Consider the following 15585-nt stretch of genomic DNA (forward strand, 5'->3'; position numbering starts at 1 on the left):
TGATTGACAAGATGATTATTGGAGCTGGGAGGTTGCAATGCAGTTTCATGTATTTGATGGCGGCGGGGACGGTGGCGGCGACGGCGGCGGGGATGGCGGGGGAGGCGGCGGTCAAAGTTACGGCGCCGGCGGAGCCTATATGGGTTCGCCACCAGCACAGGGCGCACCTTTCCTGATCTTCGATCCGCTGGGCGGTGAAATCTGCGAGAAAGACCTCAATTTCAACGTGGTTTTCCCCTGGTCGGGATGGGAGCCCGACCTTTTTGGCGTGATCGCGCTGGCTGAGTTCGGCCAAACGGATTGGCGCCGCTCCATTCAAGCTCCGGATCCGCCACATCGTCATGCCGATATTTTTGCCGAGATCGATCAGTTGGCCGCAATGGCGCGCGATGAGCGCCCTCGCCTGATCGGTGAAATTCTCGATCAGAATACGCGACTGCGCGGCTATTTTGCCGAAGTCTTGATGATGTCGCCGTGGTCACATCCGAGCTCGCTCAAGATCATCGAGATGGCGATCCGGGTTGCCCAAATGGTGGCAATCGACTTCAAGCTCCGGTTCAATCGAGCTCGGCCGCAACAGATATGTCCTGCGCTCGTTCCCTTGATCAATTCGCCGGGGCACGCCTCGTTTCCGAGCGCGCATTCGCTCGAAAGTCACCTGATCGCTCTGGCGCTCGCGGATATCCATCCTCGACACACCAGACGGATGCTCGTCGCGCTGGCCGATCGCATTGGGCGCAATCGAGAGGTGGCAGGCGTCCATTACCCGAGCGATACCCACGCCGGAAAGGTGATTGCCCATCAGGCTTTCGAGATCCTCAAGGAATGCCCGACATTCAAGGCGGTGTTGGCTGAGGCCAAACGTGAGCCCGGCAAGGCCGGTACACTGGTCCTGCCGTCCGGACGTTCGACCTCCAAGAAGAAGCGGGGGAAACGATCGTGACACCGGCAGCAGACGAAATCGCTTCTCTCGTGGGCGCGACATGCGTCCCGATCAGACTGCCCCCGTTCAGGCGATCGAGATGGCGGCTGCTCGACTTCAAGAACGAGCATCAGGAAAAGACAAACTGGTGCTGGGCCGCCGTCGCGGCCAGCATCGCCCATTTCTATCGTCCCTCCAGCAGGGTGACCCAATGCGACATTGCGAACGGACAGCTGGGCCGAACTGATTGCTGCGTGGCCGACAAGGATACCTGCAATGTCTACGGCTACCTGATGTCCTCGCTGTTCCGCGTTGGCCATTTCAGGAAATGGACCGCGCGCCGTTCTGCGTCCCTGCGAGAGACCCAGGACGAGATCGGAGGCAGACGCCCGCTTTGCGTGCGCATCGTCTGGAATGGCGGCGGGGCCCATCTTGTCACGATCAAGGGTTACGCCGATGAGCCAGCGGTCGACTTGCCCGTGCAAGACGACTACGGCCTGGCGATTGCGGACCCTTGGTGGGGCCTCTCGGATATCAACGCCGCGCAATTTCCGCGCGGCTATATCAATTGCGGCACCTGGACGGACACATACTACACCACCAAGAGGGCGACGCATGGCGATTTCAGCAGCTGACTTTCCCGACGACGCCCGCGACGCCGTACTTGCCGGCATGGCCAATCGAGCGCGCATGCGGGGATTCGCGACGCCCAAGCTCAGCTTCGCGCATCGCAATCATCGCGAAGACCTCGAGCTTTGCGCACCGCATCGCATGGCGTTGCTGCCGTTGAGCACCTTGCGCCGTCTGGCCAAGTCTGACCGGTGCGCGGCCAAGCCTGCAGCGAAGATTGAGCTGCCTGCGCTCGGTTCCGTAGCCACCATCCTCGGCTGGCGCTTTCTTATCTATGACAAGACTGTTCTTGAGCCGATCGCTGCGGCTCATGCCGTCTTCACCGACGAGGGCGGCTATCGGTTGGCCGAACTGAATGAGGGACCATACGTAACCGGCTTTATCAAAGCGCTTCAGGCGCCGTCCGTGCGCCGCGCGATCTCATCCGATAGGAACGATCACAAACCTGGTGAGCCGCTGCTGCTGCTCGCTCCCGCGATTTGCTTTGCCGGATTGTGGGTCCGACATCAGGACCACGATGAAGACTTCATCCTGCCGATGGATCCCAACCTCTTACCGGCCTTCACCAATGTGAAGCCCGCAGAGGTCCTCAAAGCCTTGGTTCACGCGTCGACCGCAGTTCCAACCGACAGCGGTTCGGCTGGGTGACACGCGCGGCCACGCGTCATTTGGCGAGCGAACGGCAAAAGCCAATCACTGCGTCGCGTCGCCCGGCCTGCGCGTAGCCACCCCTGGATGCCGGTCATCTCGGCCTCAGTCATCGAACTCGCACGAAAGCGTCATCCCTCCGTCAACTGGCCGCGACAAGTTGTCGCGGCCAGTGCTGGCCATTCCAATCCTGACGGAAATAGAGAGGGGCGACTCATGAGAGGCTTTCGTGACTATGTCTTGTCGACTGCCGCGATCGCGGCGGCCATGCTTGCCTGCGGCGTCGCAGCCGCGCAAGCGGATGATGACAACGGGCATTCGCAGCGACATGGCTACAAGCACGTCTTGCTGATCAGCGTCGACGGCATGCACGCCGTCGATTTGAAGCGTTGGGTCGAAAGCCGTCCCGGCGGCAACTTCGCCCAGCTCACCGGCAAGGGCGTCGTCTATCCGAACGCCTACACCACCGCTCCGTCCGACAGCTATCCGGGCATGCTCGCGCAGGTCACCGGCGCGACGCCGAAGGGCGGCGGCCTGTTCTATGACGACAGCTATGACCGCACCGAGTATCCGGCCAAGGCCTTCTATACCAGCCAGAATCTTCCGGACCCGGGTTGCGTGGGCCCGGCAGGCACCGAACTCACCAACTTCGAAGCGCTCGACAAGACCTTCGATTACTCCAGCGGATTGGTCGCCGATTACACGGCCGGCGGCACGCTCGGTCAGGTCTACACGCAGCTCGATCCGGACCACATGCAGCGCAAGCTGGTGAACGGCCAGTGCGTTCCGGTCTATCCGCACGACTACGTGCGCACCAACACGATCTTCGAAGTCATCAAGCAGGCCGGAATGCACACGGCCTGGTCCGACAAGCATCCGGCCTATGAGGACCTGGCGGGCCCGTCGGGCAAAGGCCTCGACGAGCTCTTTACGCCGGAGATCAACGCGCAGGACACGATCGACGCCGGCGCCAAGCCCGGCGACGACTACACCAAGAGCTTTGTCGGTGTCCGTTCATACGACTCGCTGAAAGTGCAGGCGGTGTTGAACTGGATCGACGGCTACAACGGCACGCGAACCCAGCATCAAGGCGTCCCCGCGATCTTCGGCATGAACTTCCAGGCGGTCAGCGTCGGCCAGAAGCTCGCCAAGGCCGGCAACGCCGATACCGACAAGTCGCTGGTCGGCGGTTATGCCGACGCCAACGCGACGCCCGGCAATGCGCTCACGCAGCAACTCCAGTTCGTGGACGATGCGCTCGGCAAATTCGTCAACGAGCTCAAGGCGCAGAACCTCTACGATTCGACGCTGATCATCATCAGCGCCAAGCACGGCCAGTCGCCGATCAACCTCGCGGAACGCGTGGCGATCTCGGATGCGCTGTACAGCAACACGCCCGGTTTCGGCGCCAACGGCTTCGAGATCTGCGACGACGCGGCGCTGGTCTGGCTGTCGCCGGAACTGCAGCAGGCGACCAATCCGGCGACCGGCAATCCCTATTATGCCGACGCCAAGGCCTACATTCTGGCCCACGCCGCCGATCTGCATATCCAGAAGCTGCTCGACCGCGACGAGCTGACCAAGCTCTACGAAGATCCGTTCCACAACAGCCGGGTGCCGGACTTCATCGCCATCACCGATCATGGCGTGATCTGCACCGGCGGCAGCAAGCTTGCCGAGCATGGCGGCTTCTCCAAGGACGATCGCAATGTCCTGCTGCTGCTCTCCTCGCCTCGCATCAAGCATGCGCGGACGAACGAGGAGACCGCCTTCACGACCCAGATCGCACCGACGATCCTCCGTGCGCTCGACCTCGATCCGCGCAGCCTGCAGGCGGTTCGCGACGAGGGCGTCGAGGCCCTGAAGTTGAATGAAGGCGCGGAGCGGTTCTGACCGCCGCGGCGCAACGCACCGAAGTCCTGCCTCGGCTCATCGTGACTGGGCAGGCCGGTCGACCCGGCCTACCAATCGGCGCCCCACGGGGCGCCGATTTTTTCGGATCATGCTCTAGGCGGGGAAGCAGGCCGCCGCCGTCAGCGTGAACGGAGCCAGATTGAGGATCTGGGGAAACTGGAATTGATAATTTGCACTCACCTGGCTGCCGCACGCCGCGGCGCTGTAGCTGAACGTCGAGGACGGCAAGCTCAGTCCAAACGCCTGCTGGGTGGCGTAAGCGGCGATTGCGCTCGGGTTGTCGGTAGGACAAAGCGCGGGATTGACGCTCGCGCATCGCGCCGTGACCGCCACCGCGTGCTGCATTCCGACCTGCGTCCACATCAGCAGCCCGAACTCGATCACGCCGAACAGGAACGCGAAGAACAGCGGCGCGATCAGGCCGAATTCAAGTGCCGACGCCCCGCTCCGGTCGGGCCAGAATGCGCGTTTCACTGCAGCCTCGCCGTGGACTGCGTGCTGATGACATAGCTGTTCGGAACGATCTGATAGTTGATGATCGTCGAGTAGCTGCCTTGCGCGGAGACGATGGTGTATGTACCCGCCATTCCGCCTCCGGGACATGTTCCGCCGCAGGTCATGCTGGTGACGCCCGAACTGGTCGCGCAGCCGCAGAACTTGATCGGAACAGGCGAGGCACTGATCGCACTGGAGTTGGTCGCAGCTGCCACGGCCGTCGAGATCGCATTGGCGTCGAACCCATGCGCGATGGCATATTCCACGCCCGCCTGCGACGATCCCTCCACCTGCATCTTGCGGTAGATCGCAAGGCCGATATCGGTCACGGAAACGACCATCAGCGAAAGCAGCGGGACCAGGACGCCGAATTCGATTGCCGCCACACCGCGTGCGTCATCTCCGAACCTGCGACGGAGAAATAAGCCACGCCGTCGAGAGCGGCGCTCACCACCTGTCCTGCCCGGTTTCATCGTATCGCTCCAGCTTACTCAACAAGCTGCGCTGTCGCCGTACCGATGGCATTGCCGCCCATGGCAGCGCAATTGACCTGAACATTAGAATTTCCGACGATCGAGATCGTATCTGCAATGATTTGCGTACATGTCGTGCTTGTGCCGTTGCCGCCGCTGAAGCTCAGCGCCGCCTTCGGCAGGTAGACCGCGCCCTGCAAATTTTGGGTACCGCCGCCCGTCAGGTTGAAGCTGCTGCCGACCGGCATCCTGCGGTCGCCATAGATCGCGATTCCCGCGGTCGTTCCGCTGGTCGGCGCCGTGAGGCTGACATTGGCGTTGCTCCCGATCGTCGCCGAGCCCCAGTTGCCGCTCGAGCCGGTAAACACCAGGGTGACGCCCGTTCCCGTGATCGTGGCATTGCCGGCCACCGACAGGTTCGCGCCGTTGAAATAGTAGATCCCGGGATTGAACGTCAGCGTCGCACCGGCGGCGACCGAGATGTCGCCGCAATAGCTGCCCGGACTGAGGGTCGTCGTCCCCTTCACGTTGAACTTGTTCGAGTAGTCGCACCATGTCGGCATCGTGGGCGTGACGTTGGCATAGGGATCGCCGATCGCCCTGATGCCGGTCCGAATGCCGTTGGTCGCCGTGATGCTGCTGGTGCCGGAGACCCCGCCGACCACACCAACCATCGCCGCGGATATCGTTGCCGTTCCGCTGACATTGAGCGCCGAGCTGCCGTTGGAATCGTCATAGAGATTGCAATTGATCAGGTTGAGCTGGGTGTTGCCTTTCACGGTCACGGCCGGATTGGCGGTCGGGTCGAGCGCCAGCACACAGCCCGTTCCGACATTGCCGAGTGCGACGGCGCGAGCCGTGACCGGCACCGCCCCGGAGCCGAACAACGCCGACAACAGCCGCGCTTGCGGCTGGCTGATGATGACTTCGACCGCCTGGGTGCTGGAGGTGAAGCTTCCCGAGGACGGAGGCTGGTTCACGGTGACGGTGACGTTGCCGATCCCGTTCGCATAGCCGTAGAACGTCGTGACGGCGTTGGCCTCGGTCACGAGATTGGTGCCGGCGGTGGCTGCACTGACAGCCGCCGAGTCGGCCGCACTCATCATGTTCTTGTGCTTGTAGAACCACCACGCGACCTCGGTGCCTAATCCTGCGGTCCCGACCAGGACTGGCATCAGCAAGGCGATGATGATCGCGTAACTGCCGGAGCGGTCGCGCGCAAAGCGCTTCAGGAGACCGTCCTGGCGGCCTCGGCACTCATCCAGTGCCGGCCTCATTTGCGAGGATATTCCAACTTCCGCCTTCCAAGGGATGAAGGCCGTCATGTTGTCCTCACGCCGCTCGTGGCAAGCTCCTCCGATTCCTACGGCATGACAATTTAATGTCAGCTCTGCGCGATCGACGAAAATCGAACCTCGCGCTTAACACTCCTTTAGCCAATCCGGGCGCGCCGCAGCGGGGAATGACCGTGGAAGACAGCCGCGCGCGTCGTCTATGCGCGCTCAGGAGCCGAACTTCGCCCGCAGCATGGGGCCAAGGAGATTCGAGTAGTCGTCCGTCCAGAATGCGCCGGCCGGATCCGGCGACATGGCGGTCCAATGCCGTGCCGCCTCGCCGGCATCCTCGGGCGTGCGTGCCAGCATGACCACCCGGGACGCTGTCCTGAGCGTGGTCATGACGTCGCCGGCGGGATGCCCTTCCTTGAACAGCGCGATCAACCCCTCGGAGCGCGCGACATTGGCCAGGATCGGCGCCAGATCGAGATGACGGTTGGAGATGTGCACGAGAATGCTGCCGTGCGGCGTCAGCTTCGACAGATAGCCGGCAATCGCTTCACGCGTCAGCAAATGGACGGGAATGCCATCGGATGAGAAGGCGTCCAGCACGATCAGGTCGTAGCGATCGGATGAGGCCTGCAACGTCAGACGCGCATCGCCGAGCACGAGCCTGGCCTTCGGCGCGCAGCGCGAGAGGAAGGTGAAGAATGCGGGATTGCTCGCGATCCGGATCACCTCGGGATCGATCTCGAAGAAGGTCCAGCTCTCTCTGCCGCGAAGATAACAGGCGAGCGAGCCGGTCCCGAGACCGACGACCGCAACCCGCTCGAAGCCGTCCTTGAAGCGATCTTTGGCGCCACGTGCCGCCGCGATCCCTTCGGCCAGCGGGCTGCCGGGATAATAATAGCTCTGCGGCTCGGGCGCTCCCGCGACCGGCGTGCTATCCGCGTTACGCAACCGTTCGGCGCCATGCATCGTGTTGCCGTGGAACAGCAGCCGCGCGCTGCCGTCGGCAAGATCGACCACCGTATGGACACCGAAGAAGCTGCGCGCGGTCTCGATCGGGGCCATGCCGGGACGCCACAACGTCGTCAGCAGCAGGCCGGTGACCGCAAGCCCGGCGAAGGCCACCGGCCGCTGCCGCAGCAAGAGCATGCAGGCCGTCAGCACGACCAGCAGGGCGCTGAATGGCAGCTCGAAGGCAGCCGGCAGCCGCAACTGGGTCGCGTACCAGACCATGGCAAGCGCGATCGCCACCGCCAGCCATGGTGATGCCTTCACCAGCGTCTGGCGCGCGCTACCTGCAAACATGCCGGGCAGCGCCAGCAACGCGAGCGCGATCAGGATCGGATATTCGTAGTTGCCGGAAAAAATCTGTGGCGCCAGCAATCCCGCGAAGGCGCCGCCCAGCACGCCGCCGAACGAGGTGCACAGGAAGAACTCCGTCAGCCGCTCCGGGTGCGGGCGGCGGGCATAGAGCTCGCCATGGCAGAGCAGCGTCAGCAGCGTGAACACCACGAGGTGGAGCACGATCGTCGTGAACCAGAACACCTTGGCGCCGACGAGACTGATCGCAAGCGGAGCCACGGCGAACGGCACGAGCCGCACCACGGTCGCATGGCTGATCCACGGCCGATCGCGGAACACGACGACGAAGGTGAACAGATAAAGCGCCAGCGGAATGACCCACAGAAACGGCGTTGCCGCGACGTCGGTCGTCAGATGCGCGGTCACCGCGATGACCAGCCCGGATGGAACGGCCGCAAGCGCGATCCAGCGCAGCCGGTCGGTTGCGCTGACGATCGATGTCTGCGGCGGCGGCGCTGTGCCCGCAACGCCATTGCCTCGTCCGAGCACGAAGGCGACCGCCGTGACGAGGAGCGCGAGGACCGCGAAGCCGACCGACCAGGCGCTCGCCTGCATTTTCAGCGTCAGCAGCGGTTCGACGACCGCGGGATAAGCAAACAGCGCCGCGAACGAGCCGAGATTCGAGGCGGCATAGAGCACGTAGGGATTGCTGGCCTCGCGATGGCCGCTCGCGGCGAACCAGCTCTGCAGCAAGGGTGCGCTGGCCGACAACGTGAAGAACGGCAGGCCGATCGACGCAGCGAACAGCCCAAACAGCCACAGCGCCGTTCCATCCGCCGGCGGTGCACCCCAATTCGGCGCGATCGCGATCGGCAGGGTCATCGCCGTGACAGCGAGCAGAAGCAGATGGACCAGCCCCGCGCGCTGCGGCCCGAGCAAGCGGCCGAGCAGATGGGCATAGGCATAGCCGGCAAGCAGAACGGCCTGGAAGAACACCATCGCCACCGACCAGACCGAAGGCGCGCCGCCGAGCTTCGGCAGCACCATCTTCGCGAACATCGGCTGAATCAGAAACAACAGCAGCGCGGACACCAGCAGCGTCGCCACGCTGAGCAACGGCAGCAGGCGCGTGTCATCGACCGAACGCGCCGCCGCGGGCAGCGTTTGATCTGGCGCGTTCTCGACGACTGACATCCGCTGGTTCCCGCAATCCCGCCTGGCAGGGTAGCTTCGCCGCGCCTAAGCAAGCGTTAAGCGGAGTTCAGGAGCGGCGTCAGGCAGTTGACAGTGTTCGCGTTCCGTCGGCGTGAGCAGGCGCCCGTCGGTACGCCGGTTACTGCTGCTGCGCCACAACGCCCGGCGCCGCTTCGCAAGCCTGTTCGGCAAGGCCGGCGGTACCGGATGCAGGCCGCGCGAGTTGCAGGCTTTGCCCGAGCTCGATGTCGAGCTCAGCCTCGTCCTTGCTGATCTCGATGCGACGCCCCTGCCATGGGAAGCACTGCCGCGAGCCCAGTTGAGCGCGGATGCTCACGATCTGCCCATTCGGCTGTCGGGGGAAGAAGTAATACCCATCTTGATCGGTCGCGGTGGAGATGACGTGTCCGGGTCCCGTCGCGGCTCGAACTTGCACGCCCGGCACCGGCATCGAGCCGTCCAAGGTGACACGGCCCGCGATCAGCTTGGTGCCATCAGCGGCCTGACCGTTCCCGGAGGGCCGCAAGGCCCTGAAATTTTGTACATCGAGCGTCGTGCCCGCAGGCGCGTTCGTCAGCGATACCCTCACCTCCTTGACCTTCCCGATCGGGAGGGGAGGACGACGCCAGTCGTCACTCTCGTCGATGAATTTAGGCCAGACCAACTGCGCCACATCGAGCGTGTGCGATACCCACGTATCGAGCTTCTCCACCCGCGGGACGGACCACGCGCTGGACGACAGATGTCCATCCGCGGGCTGATCCTCCCGAATGGAAACCGTGCCGCCGTCCTCCATCAGCAATTCGATCTTGAAACGGGATCCAAGGCAGCTCTCCGCATTCTTGTCTGAACAGCGTTTGCGAACCGCGAGCTGCAGGTGGCTCGTGTTCCACAGGTCGAGCCGCCACGGCTTGATAGCGGCGCTGGCGTCGCCGGATTTCTCGGTTGCAAGGCTGACATAGGGACTGGCCGCCGAGGCGTCGGTGAATTGTCCCGATATGGCTTCGATGCCTGCGCGGTCCTTCAGGGAAACCTGGCCGATGATCGGGGTCGGCACCTGATCGTCGACCAATGTGATCGACGTCTTGCCGGTTTCATCGGGCGGGTTGCGGGTGAATGATTGCGTCTCTTTCCCGCCGATCTTCACGGAGGCATGTTCAGGATCGGGAACGTACACCGTGAGCCCGTGCAGGTCTCGCGTCCCGGCGCGCATATCGGGCCAGGTCGTTTGCGTGACCGGATCAGTCCAGGGCGTGATCGAGATCGCGGATTTGTCGATTGCAAGGTGAGAGGCGATGTTGGAATGCATCACCTGGTAGCGAACCCACGTGTTCGCCGGCGGTGACCAGATGCGTCGATTGACACCGATCGAGCCGTCGAAGTCGTAGACGTAGTTTGCAAACCGTCGCATCCATTTCCGAACGGCCGGCGTCACCGGCTCCTCCACCGAGGCTCGAAAGACCTGAGTTCCTTCTTCGGAGCCGAAATGGGTGTAGATCAGCCCCTTCACCTTCTTGCCGCGGTTGATCGACTCGAGGTGAGAGGCGATCAGCATCGCGAGCGCGTTGCCCTGGGACACGTTGCAGCTCGGTCCGCAATAGAGCTCCTTCCTCTCGACCTCGGGAATATCCGCGAGCAAGGTTCGCGCCGACGCATCAAACTTGTCTTCGCTGCTGGTGTCGAACGCGGGCGGATGCGCACGAGGTAGATTGTAGAGCTTCTCGTAGGTCGATGTGAGCGGTAGCAGACCGTGCTGGACTTCGGGTCCATCAGGCGCGACGAACAAGTCCTTCGCATCGGCAGCAAAATAGGACCAGACCGCGAGCACTCCAAGCTTTCTCAAAAGATCGGAATGGTAGGCATGGCTCTGCTTCCGGTCTGCAAGCGCCTCATGCGTATCGACGAGCGCGGGGTTGTCGAATGCGACAAACTTCGAAGACTGTCCCGGAACGCCGAAGTCCTGAACAAGCGTGTTGCCGCCGTGGGACGTCAGTATGGCCGGGCGAACGTTCCAGGCTTCCAGCCACGGGATTTCGGACAGCACCGTGTACCGGCTGAAGTGATCGCGCTCCACTCTGGTGAGGGAAGCGGGACAGCCGGCAGCGCAGGAAGGCGCGATAAAATCAATCCGGTCGATCGCCATCGGATTGACGATCTGCGTCACGCCATCGGACTGCACCGGCACGATCACCTCGACGATCCAGCCCAGCGATCCGACTTCAAACTGAATGTCCTGTCCGCGAGCAATGTCTCCTGGACCAAAAATGGCCGAGCGGCCTTGGCGATCGTGCAGCATGATCGAAAGGTCCGCAGGCGGAGCCGCGGAGAAGTAGAATCTGACGTTACGACTTGGCTGAGCAGGCAGACCGACAGAAGATGCAGTCATATCCAGGCTCGATCGTGCCGCCGACAGCGAATGCGGTGGCTGGATCTCCGTTCGAAAAGGTAATGGACTGTCTTCGTGCCAGCTGTGGAAATGATCGATGTTTCCGCGATGCCACTCTCGCAAAAGCAGGGCAAAAGTGGGTTCGGAGCCAATGCCGGAGGGAAACCGGTTCAACTGCCCCGGTCCGACAAAAAAGGCCGAGCGCCCCTCGCCGCCTTGCGGCCAAAGCGAATCCGATATCGTCAGGCCAAGTTCTTCGTTGAAGAAACGATGAATGGCCGCGCCATGCCAGGGACGAAGCGCGTCGGCATCCGCGGCAAAACTGACGATATGCGAAAACGGATACGGCAACACGCGAACCGGATCATCCGGTTTCCCCGCGTCAGCAAGCGCTGATGCCGAGCCGAGCGCACAGCACCCGAGCGCGACAATCACGCGCAGAGCAAGCAGATAGGCGCCGGCCTTTTTCATCTCGACGTATCGGACAGGATCTTGGCCAATGGCGCCGTCAGCTCCTCCGCGAGCCATTGATGTCCAAGTTTCGAGTAATGCCCGTCGAATTGAAACGTCAGCAGCCGCGGCACTTCGCCATATCTATCGGAGAAATTGGGGTTCACGCAGGTGTACCCATTCTTGGCGCAGTACTCGGTCACGTTCCTGACGAAGCCCTTTGCGCCCGCGGCAACTTTAGTGCCGTCGGCCAGGGTCAGCGTCGACTCACAATTCTTACGGCACTGCGCCTGGTCTACGCCGGTATGGAATATGAAATTCTGACCGGGATGATGCTTCTCGATATAGGAGACGATTTCGGTCCAGTACTGGAATGCTTCCTTGCCGGGTTGCGGCATGACATCGAAGGGCACCCGCAGCGTCTCGCCGAACGGGATTCCCTTGACGTATTCCGGGTACGTCGGCTTGGCCATGAAGACGGAGAACACCGGCGAAGCCGTCCTGAAGGTCAAGGCGCCGCTCGCATCGTGGAGGAAATTCGGAATGGCGCTGTTCTCCGGATCGAATCCCAATCCGTCGTGCAGCATCGTCGGGCTGACCTGGGAGACCAGCCCCGCAAGCATCGATACCAACGTGGCCTGAACGCCGAACTTCGACGTATAGTCTCGAATTCTCGGATAGTTCGTACCGATGTCGCCATTGTCGGTCGCAGCGGAGATCACCTCGACACATCGATGCAGGGCGACGCCGAGACTTTCCTCGAGAATAATATTGACCTTTTCGAAGGGGCGAACTTGCAGGGCAACCATGTCGCTGCCACCCGTGCTGGCGAGACGGACGCAGTTGTCGGGATTGTCGAAGAAGCGGTCTCGATCGACGTACCCCTGATTGTTCACGAACGTGGTCGAGTCGTACTCCTGGACCGTGCCGGCACCCGGCCAGTATTGGCGGCTATGCGGTTCGTAGAACGCTGCGTAGGGAGACGGCTTGCGGGCGCCATTGAATTTTGCGCGGGCCGAATCGGGAGCATGGCCGTCCTCGTTGACGTAGATCGGACGCACGTCGATGACGAGGTCGTCGCGATCGTATGATGGAACGAACCATCGGCCGAGTGTCGCGGAATGCTCGAACTCTTCGCGTCGCAGGCGCAGGGACACCGGCTTCGTCGGATCGACTGCGGTGAAGGCGAAGCTGCCGTCGGCCGCGAGCACACTCTTCTTCGTGGCGCCCGATTCCTCCAGCAATTCGATCGACGTGTTCGGGGCAATGTCGCCCCCGACAACCTTGCCCGCCAACGCGACACCAGTGCTGGTCGCCTTGGGCGCCGGCCGAACCAGAGCAAGCGTCTGGAAGCGCATCGTCGTTCCGGCCGCACCATCGACCTTCACGAACCATTGCGAAATCGCCTTGGTCCGGCCGCTTCTCAGGTTGAGGACGAGGCTGGGAGGCAGCGGGACGGTTACCTGATTTCCGGCCAGCTTGATATCTCCGACCACCTGCGCGTTGTTGGCGCGTGTGACGATGTCATCGGGCAGGATCGGCGGCAGCAGACCTGCCGGCTCCGCGCTCTTGGCGGCCAGGTCCAATACCCAGGACAGGGACTGTCCGTCATCGAGAACGAATCCGACGGTCAACTTGCCCGTCGTCGGAGGCGCAGCGAACTTGATCTGGAGATGGGTCGCGTCCTTCGCCGGCGTGAAGTCGGGAGACCAGATCAGCCATGCCTGTCCATGGGTGATCTCGAAATCCGCCTCGCTGACGCTGATCGGGCCGGGGCGTCTTTCGCGGAAATTACCGCCGTAGATCTCGAAAAGCCCGTTCTTGCGATAGGGCCCCACGGCATCAAGCATCGCAAAAACCGGCGCGCCCTGCCCGCGATAATCACTCGCAACCGGGGCATGGTCGACGAGCGTGCCTCCGGCGCCGGCCAGCAACGCCTCCAGCGTCGTGACGCGCGCGGACAGTTGCTGAAGTTCGATCTGTGCCTTCTTGTCGAAGGACGATTGCACTGGAGCGGGCGGCGGTGGAGGCGGAGGCGGAATTTCCGGCTTCGGCGGGGTGCGTTCGGCCAACATGCGATCAATTCGCTGATTGATGTACCGGCGCGTCTTCTCGACCGTTGCCGCGATGCCGCCGCAAATTGCGACGACCAAGATGATCCCAGCAGCCGTTCTTATAAGCTTCGAACTCGTCATGTTGAGCAGGCGATGTCCCAGGGAAAGACCTGAAGGCCTATGGGCTAAGAGGACTACGGGGTAAAGGAGAGCTTGTCTTCGGTCAGCACGACCTCGTCGCCCTTTTTCTCGAAAGCGATGGTGCCATACCGCTTCATGCCGTCGAATTTGGCGCGGTTGTACTCATCCATGCTTTCGACCGAGATCAGATAGACCACGACTTTCAGGCTCGAGCTGAACTCCGGCTGCGCAAGATAATCCTTGGCATAGCTGGCGGCTGTCGCCCGGACCAGATCGGACGCCTCAGCGCCGGATTTTCGCAAATCGCCGAGGTTCGGCTTCAAGTCCAACACGAGAATGAGATGGGTGTCCTTGGCCGCGGCCACCCGATGGTCCTTCTCTACTACAAGTGGCGCGGCAGCCGCGAAGGCGGAGGAAATTCCTGCCAGCGACAATGTCCCCATGATGACGGCCTGGCGCAGCAGACCAAATGCGCTTGGGAAGCGGCTTTTCATGTTTCTGGCCCTTGACCTCGCGGCTATCTGGCTGAGCTTTTTGGCTTCGTCAAGTTATCAATTGGCCAACGGCTCCGCCCGGCCTTGCCGGGATGCCCTCCGGCCCTGCTGCCGGGAAGAATTATCGCTGTTCAAGGCCTTGCACGGACAAGCCCGGCTGTGTCAGAAGGGCGATAATTTCAACCAAAGGGTGGTCAGGGTGACGGGTTCCACGAACATCGTGCGACGGTCGAAAATCGCAGAGATCGACATTGCCGCGTACCCCTACCTCTCGGCACTGGTTGAGCGACAGATCGCGGCGTGGCCCCAGCACGAGCCCACCTTGGCAACCAGCCTCGGCAACAGGTCGCTCGAGGTCATGCGCGACACCGAGGCATCGTCGGAGCTCGTCACCAAGATCGCGCTCCATCACTTCGGGACCATCGACAAGATCTGCCACGACTACCGGTATTTCTGCGAGAACATGATCCTGGAAGCCGAATTGTTCTTCCGGCGTCATGGGCGCTACGAGCGCTCCAAGTTCAGCGAGGCGGTTCGCGACGTCTATTCGAAGCCCGACGTCATGGAAAAATACATGAACGGGCTGCTGCTGTCGGGCGTGTTCTGGCACAACCACGCCGGCGCGCTGACCTTCTATCGAAGCCAGTATCTGCCGATGCTCCCGGAAGGATATCGTCATCTCGAGGTGGGGCCAGGCCACGGCGCGCTGCTCTACCTGACGGCGACGGATTCCCGATCCGGCTCGATCGTCGGGTGGGACGTCAGCGAAGGCGCCATCGCGGCCACGCGGCGCACCCTGGAAGTGATCGGCGTCAGCGATGAAGTCGAGCTGGTCCGCCAGGACATGTTCGACGCTCCCGATCAGCGCGACAGCTTCGACAGCATCGTCGTGAGCGAGCTGCTGGAGCATCTCGAGGACCCGCTCAAGGCGCTGCGATCCCTCATCCGCTATCTGAAGCCCGGCGGACGGATCCTGGTGAACATGCCCGCCAACAGTCCCGCTCCCGATCATCTCTACCTGATCGACAAGCCGTCGGAGATGACCGACCTGATGAAGGCGGCGGGATTCGAGATCGAGAAGAACCAATTGTTCCCGATGACGGGGTACGGCCTCGAGCGGTGCTTGAAGGACCGCCTGACGATCAATTGCGTGGCTGTTGGACGTCGGCCCGGCTAGGGACTCGCTGCGCCGAGAAGGG

The 15585-nt window shown here is 62.3% G+C and carries 12 protein-coding genes; 5 read left to right on the forward strand and 7 right to left on the reverse strand.

The genetic code is table 11. The features are described from left to right. The first annotated feature begins 37 nt into the window (after nucleotides 1-37). The 4 genes from FBZ93_RS25655 to FBZ93_RS25670 all read left to right on the forward strand — a co-directional run bounded on the left by FBZ93_RS25655 (nucleotide 38) and on the right by FBZ93_RS25670 (nucleotide 4093). Entirely contained in the window at nucleotides 38-943 is a 906-nt protein-coding gene (locus FBZ93_RS25655) for a phosphatase PAP2 family protein (protein ID WP_146989613.1), read from the forward strand. Beyond that, nucleotides 940-1557 carry a papain-like cysteine protease family protein gene (locus FBZ93_RS25660; RefSeq protein WP_167529214.1) on the forward strand — a complete coding sequence of 206 codons (618 nt, stop codon included), beginning with the start codon at nucleotides 940-942 and terminating at the stop codon, nucleotides 1555-1557. Before FBZ93_RS25655 ends, FBZ93_RS25660 begins: the two co-directional genes overlap by 4 nt. Then, a complete protein-coding gene (locus FBZ93_RS25665) occupies nucleotides 1538-2200 on the forward strand; it encodes a hypothetical protein (RefSeq protein WP_146989617.1) in 663 nt (220 codons plus the stop codon). The genes FBZ93_RS25660 and FBZ93_RS25665 overlap by 20 nt, the downstream gene beginning before the upstream one ends. Before the next feature lie 216 nt (nucleotides 2201-2416). Continuing rightward, nucleotides 2417-4093, forward strand: coding sequence for an alkaline phosphatase family protein (locus tag FBZ93_RS25670; protein WP_146989619.1), 1677 nt, complete (start codon nucleotides 2417-2419; stop codon nucleotides 4091-4093). A gap of 114 nt (nucleotides 4094-4207) precedes the next feature. Here FBZ93_RS25670 and FBZ93_RS25675 read toward each other — a convergent pair whose 3' ends face one another. The 7 genes from FBZ93_RS25675 to FBZ93_RS25705 all read right to left on the reverse strand — a co-directional run bounded on the left by FBZ93_RS25675 (nucleotide 4208) and on the right by FBZ93_RS25705 (nucleotide 14257). Next, entirely contained in the window at nucleotides 4208-4588 is a 381-nt protein-coding gene (locus tag FBZ93_RS25675) for a TadE/TadG family type IV pilus assembly protein (protein WP_146989621.1), read from the reverse strand. After that, the gene (locus FBZ93_RS25680; protein ID WP_246667641.1) at nucleotides 4585-4995 is read right to left on the reverse strand and encodes a TadE/TadG family type IV pilus assembly protein; all 411 of its coding nucleotides are present in this window, start codon (nucleotides 4993-4995) and stop codon (nucleotides 4585-4587) included. Before FBZ93_RS25680 ends, FBZ93_RS25675 begins: the two co-directional genes overlap by 4 nt. Nucleotides 4996-5096: 101 nt before the next feature. Next, nucleotides 5097-6359: a TadE/TadG family type IV pilus assembly protein gene (locus tag FBZ93_RS25685; RefSeq protein WP_146989625.1), complete on the reverse strand. Its 1263-nt coding sequence runs from the start codon at nucleotides 6357-6359 to the stop codon at nucleotides 5097-5099. Between the two features lie 225 nt (nucleotides 6360-6584). After that, entirely contained in the window at nucleotides 6585-8861 is a 2277-nt protein-coding gene (locus FBZ93_RS25690) for a fused MFS/spermidine synthase (RefSeq protein WP_146989627.1), read from the reverse strand. A gap of 139 nt (nucleotides 8862-9000) precedes the next feature. Then, entirely contained in the window at nucleotides 9001-11718 is a 2718-nt protein-coding gene (locus FBZ93_RS25695; RefSeq protein ID WP_146989629.1) for a carboxypeptidase-like regulatory domain-containing protein, read from the reverse strand. Next, on the reverse strand, nucleotides 11715-13850 hold the full coding sequence (locus FBZ93_RS25700; protein WP_208764056.1) for a hypothetical protein: 2136 nt from the start codon (nucleotides 13848-13850) through the stop codon (nucleotides 11715-11717). The genes FBZ93_RS25695 and FBZ93_RS25700 overlap by 4 nt, the downstream gene beginning before the upstream one ends. Nucleotides 13851-13945: 95 nt before the next feature. Then, on the reverse strand, nucleotides 13946-14257 hold the full coding sequence (locus tag FBZ93_RS25705) for a hypothetical protein (RefSeq protein WP_146989633.1): 312 nt from the start codon (nucleotides 14255-14257) through the stop codon (nucleotides 13946-13948). On the opposite strand from FBZ93_RS25705, the gene FBZ93_RS25710 reads away from it, so the two are divergent. Beyond that, nucleotides 14244-15563, forward strand: a complete 1320-nt coding sequence (locus FBZ93_RS25710) for a class I SAM-dependent methyltransferase (RefSeq protein ID WP_167529215.1) — start codon at nucleotides 14244-14246, stop codon at nucleotides 15561-15563. The two genes, FBZ93_RS25705 and FBZ93_RS25710, sit on opposite strands and share 14 nt — an antisense overlap. The last annotated feature ends 22 nt before the right edge of the window (nucleotides 15564-15585 follow it).

The organism is Bradyrhizobium macuxiense (genome assembly GCF_007993935.1).
In the GTDB taxonomy this organism is placed as follows: Bacteria; Pseudomonadota; Alphaproteobacteria; order Rhizobiales; family Xanthobacteraceae; genus Bradyrhizobium; species Bradyrhizobium macuxiense_A.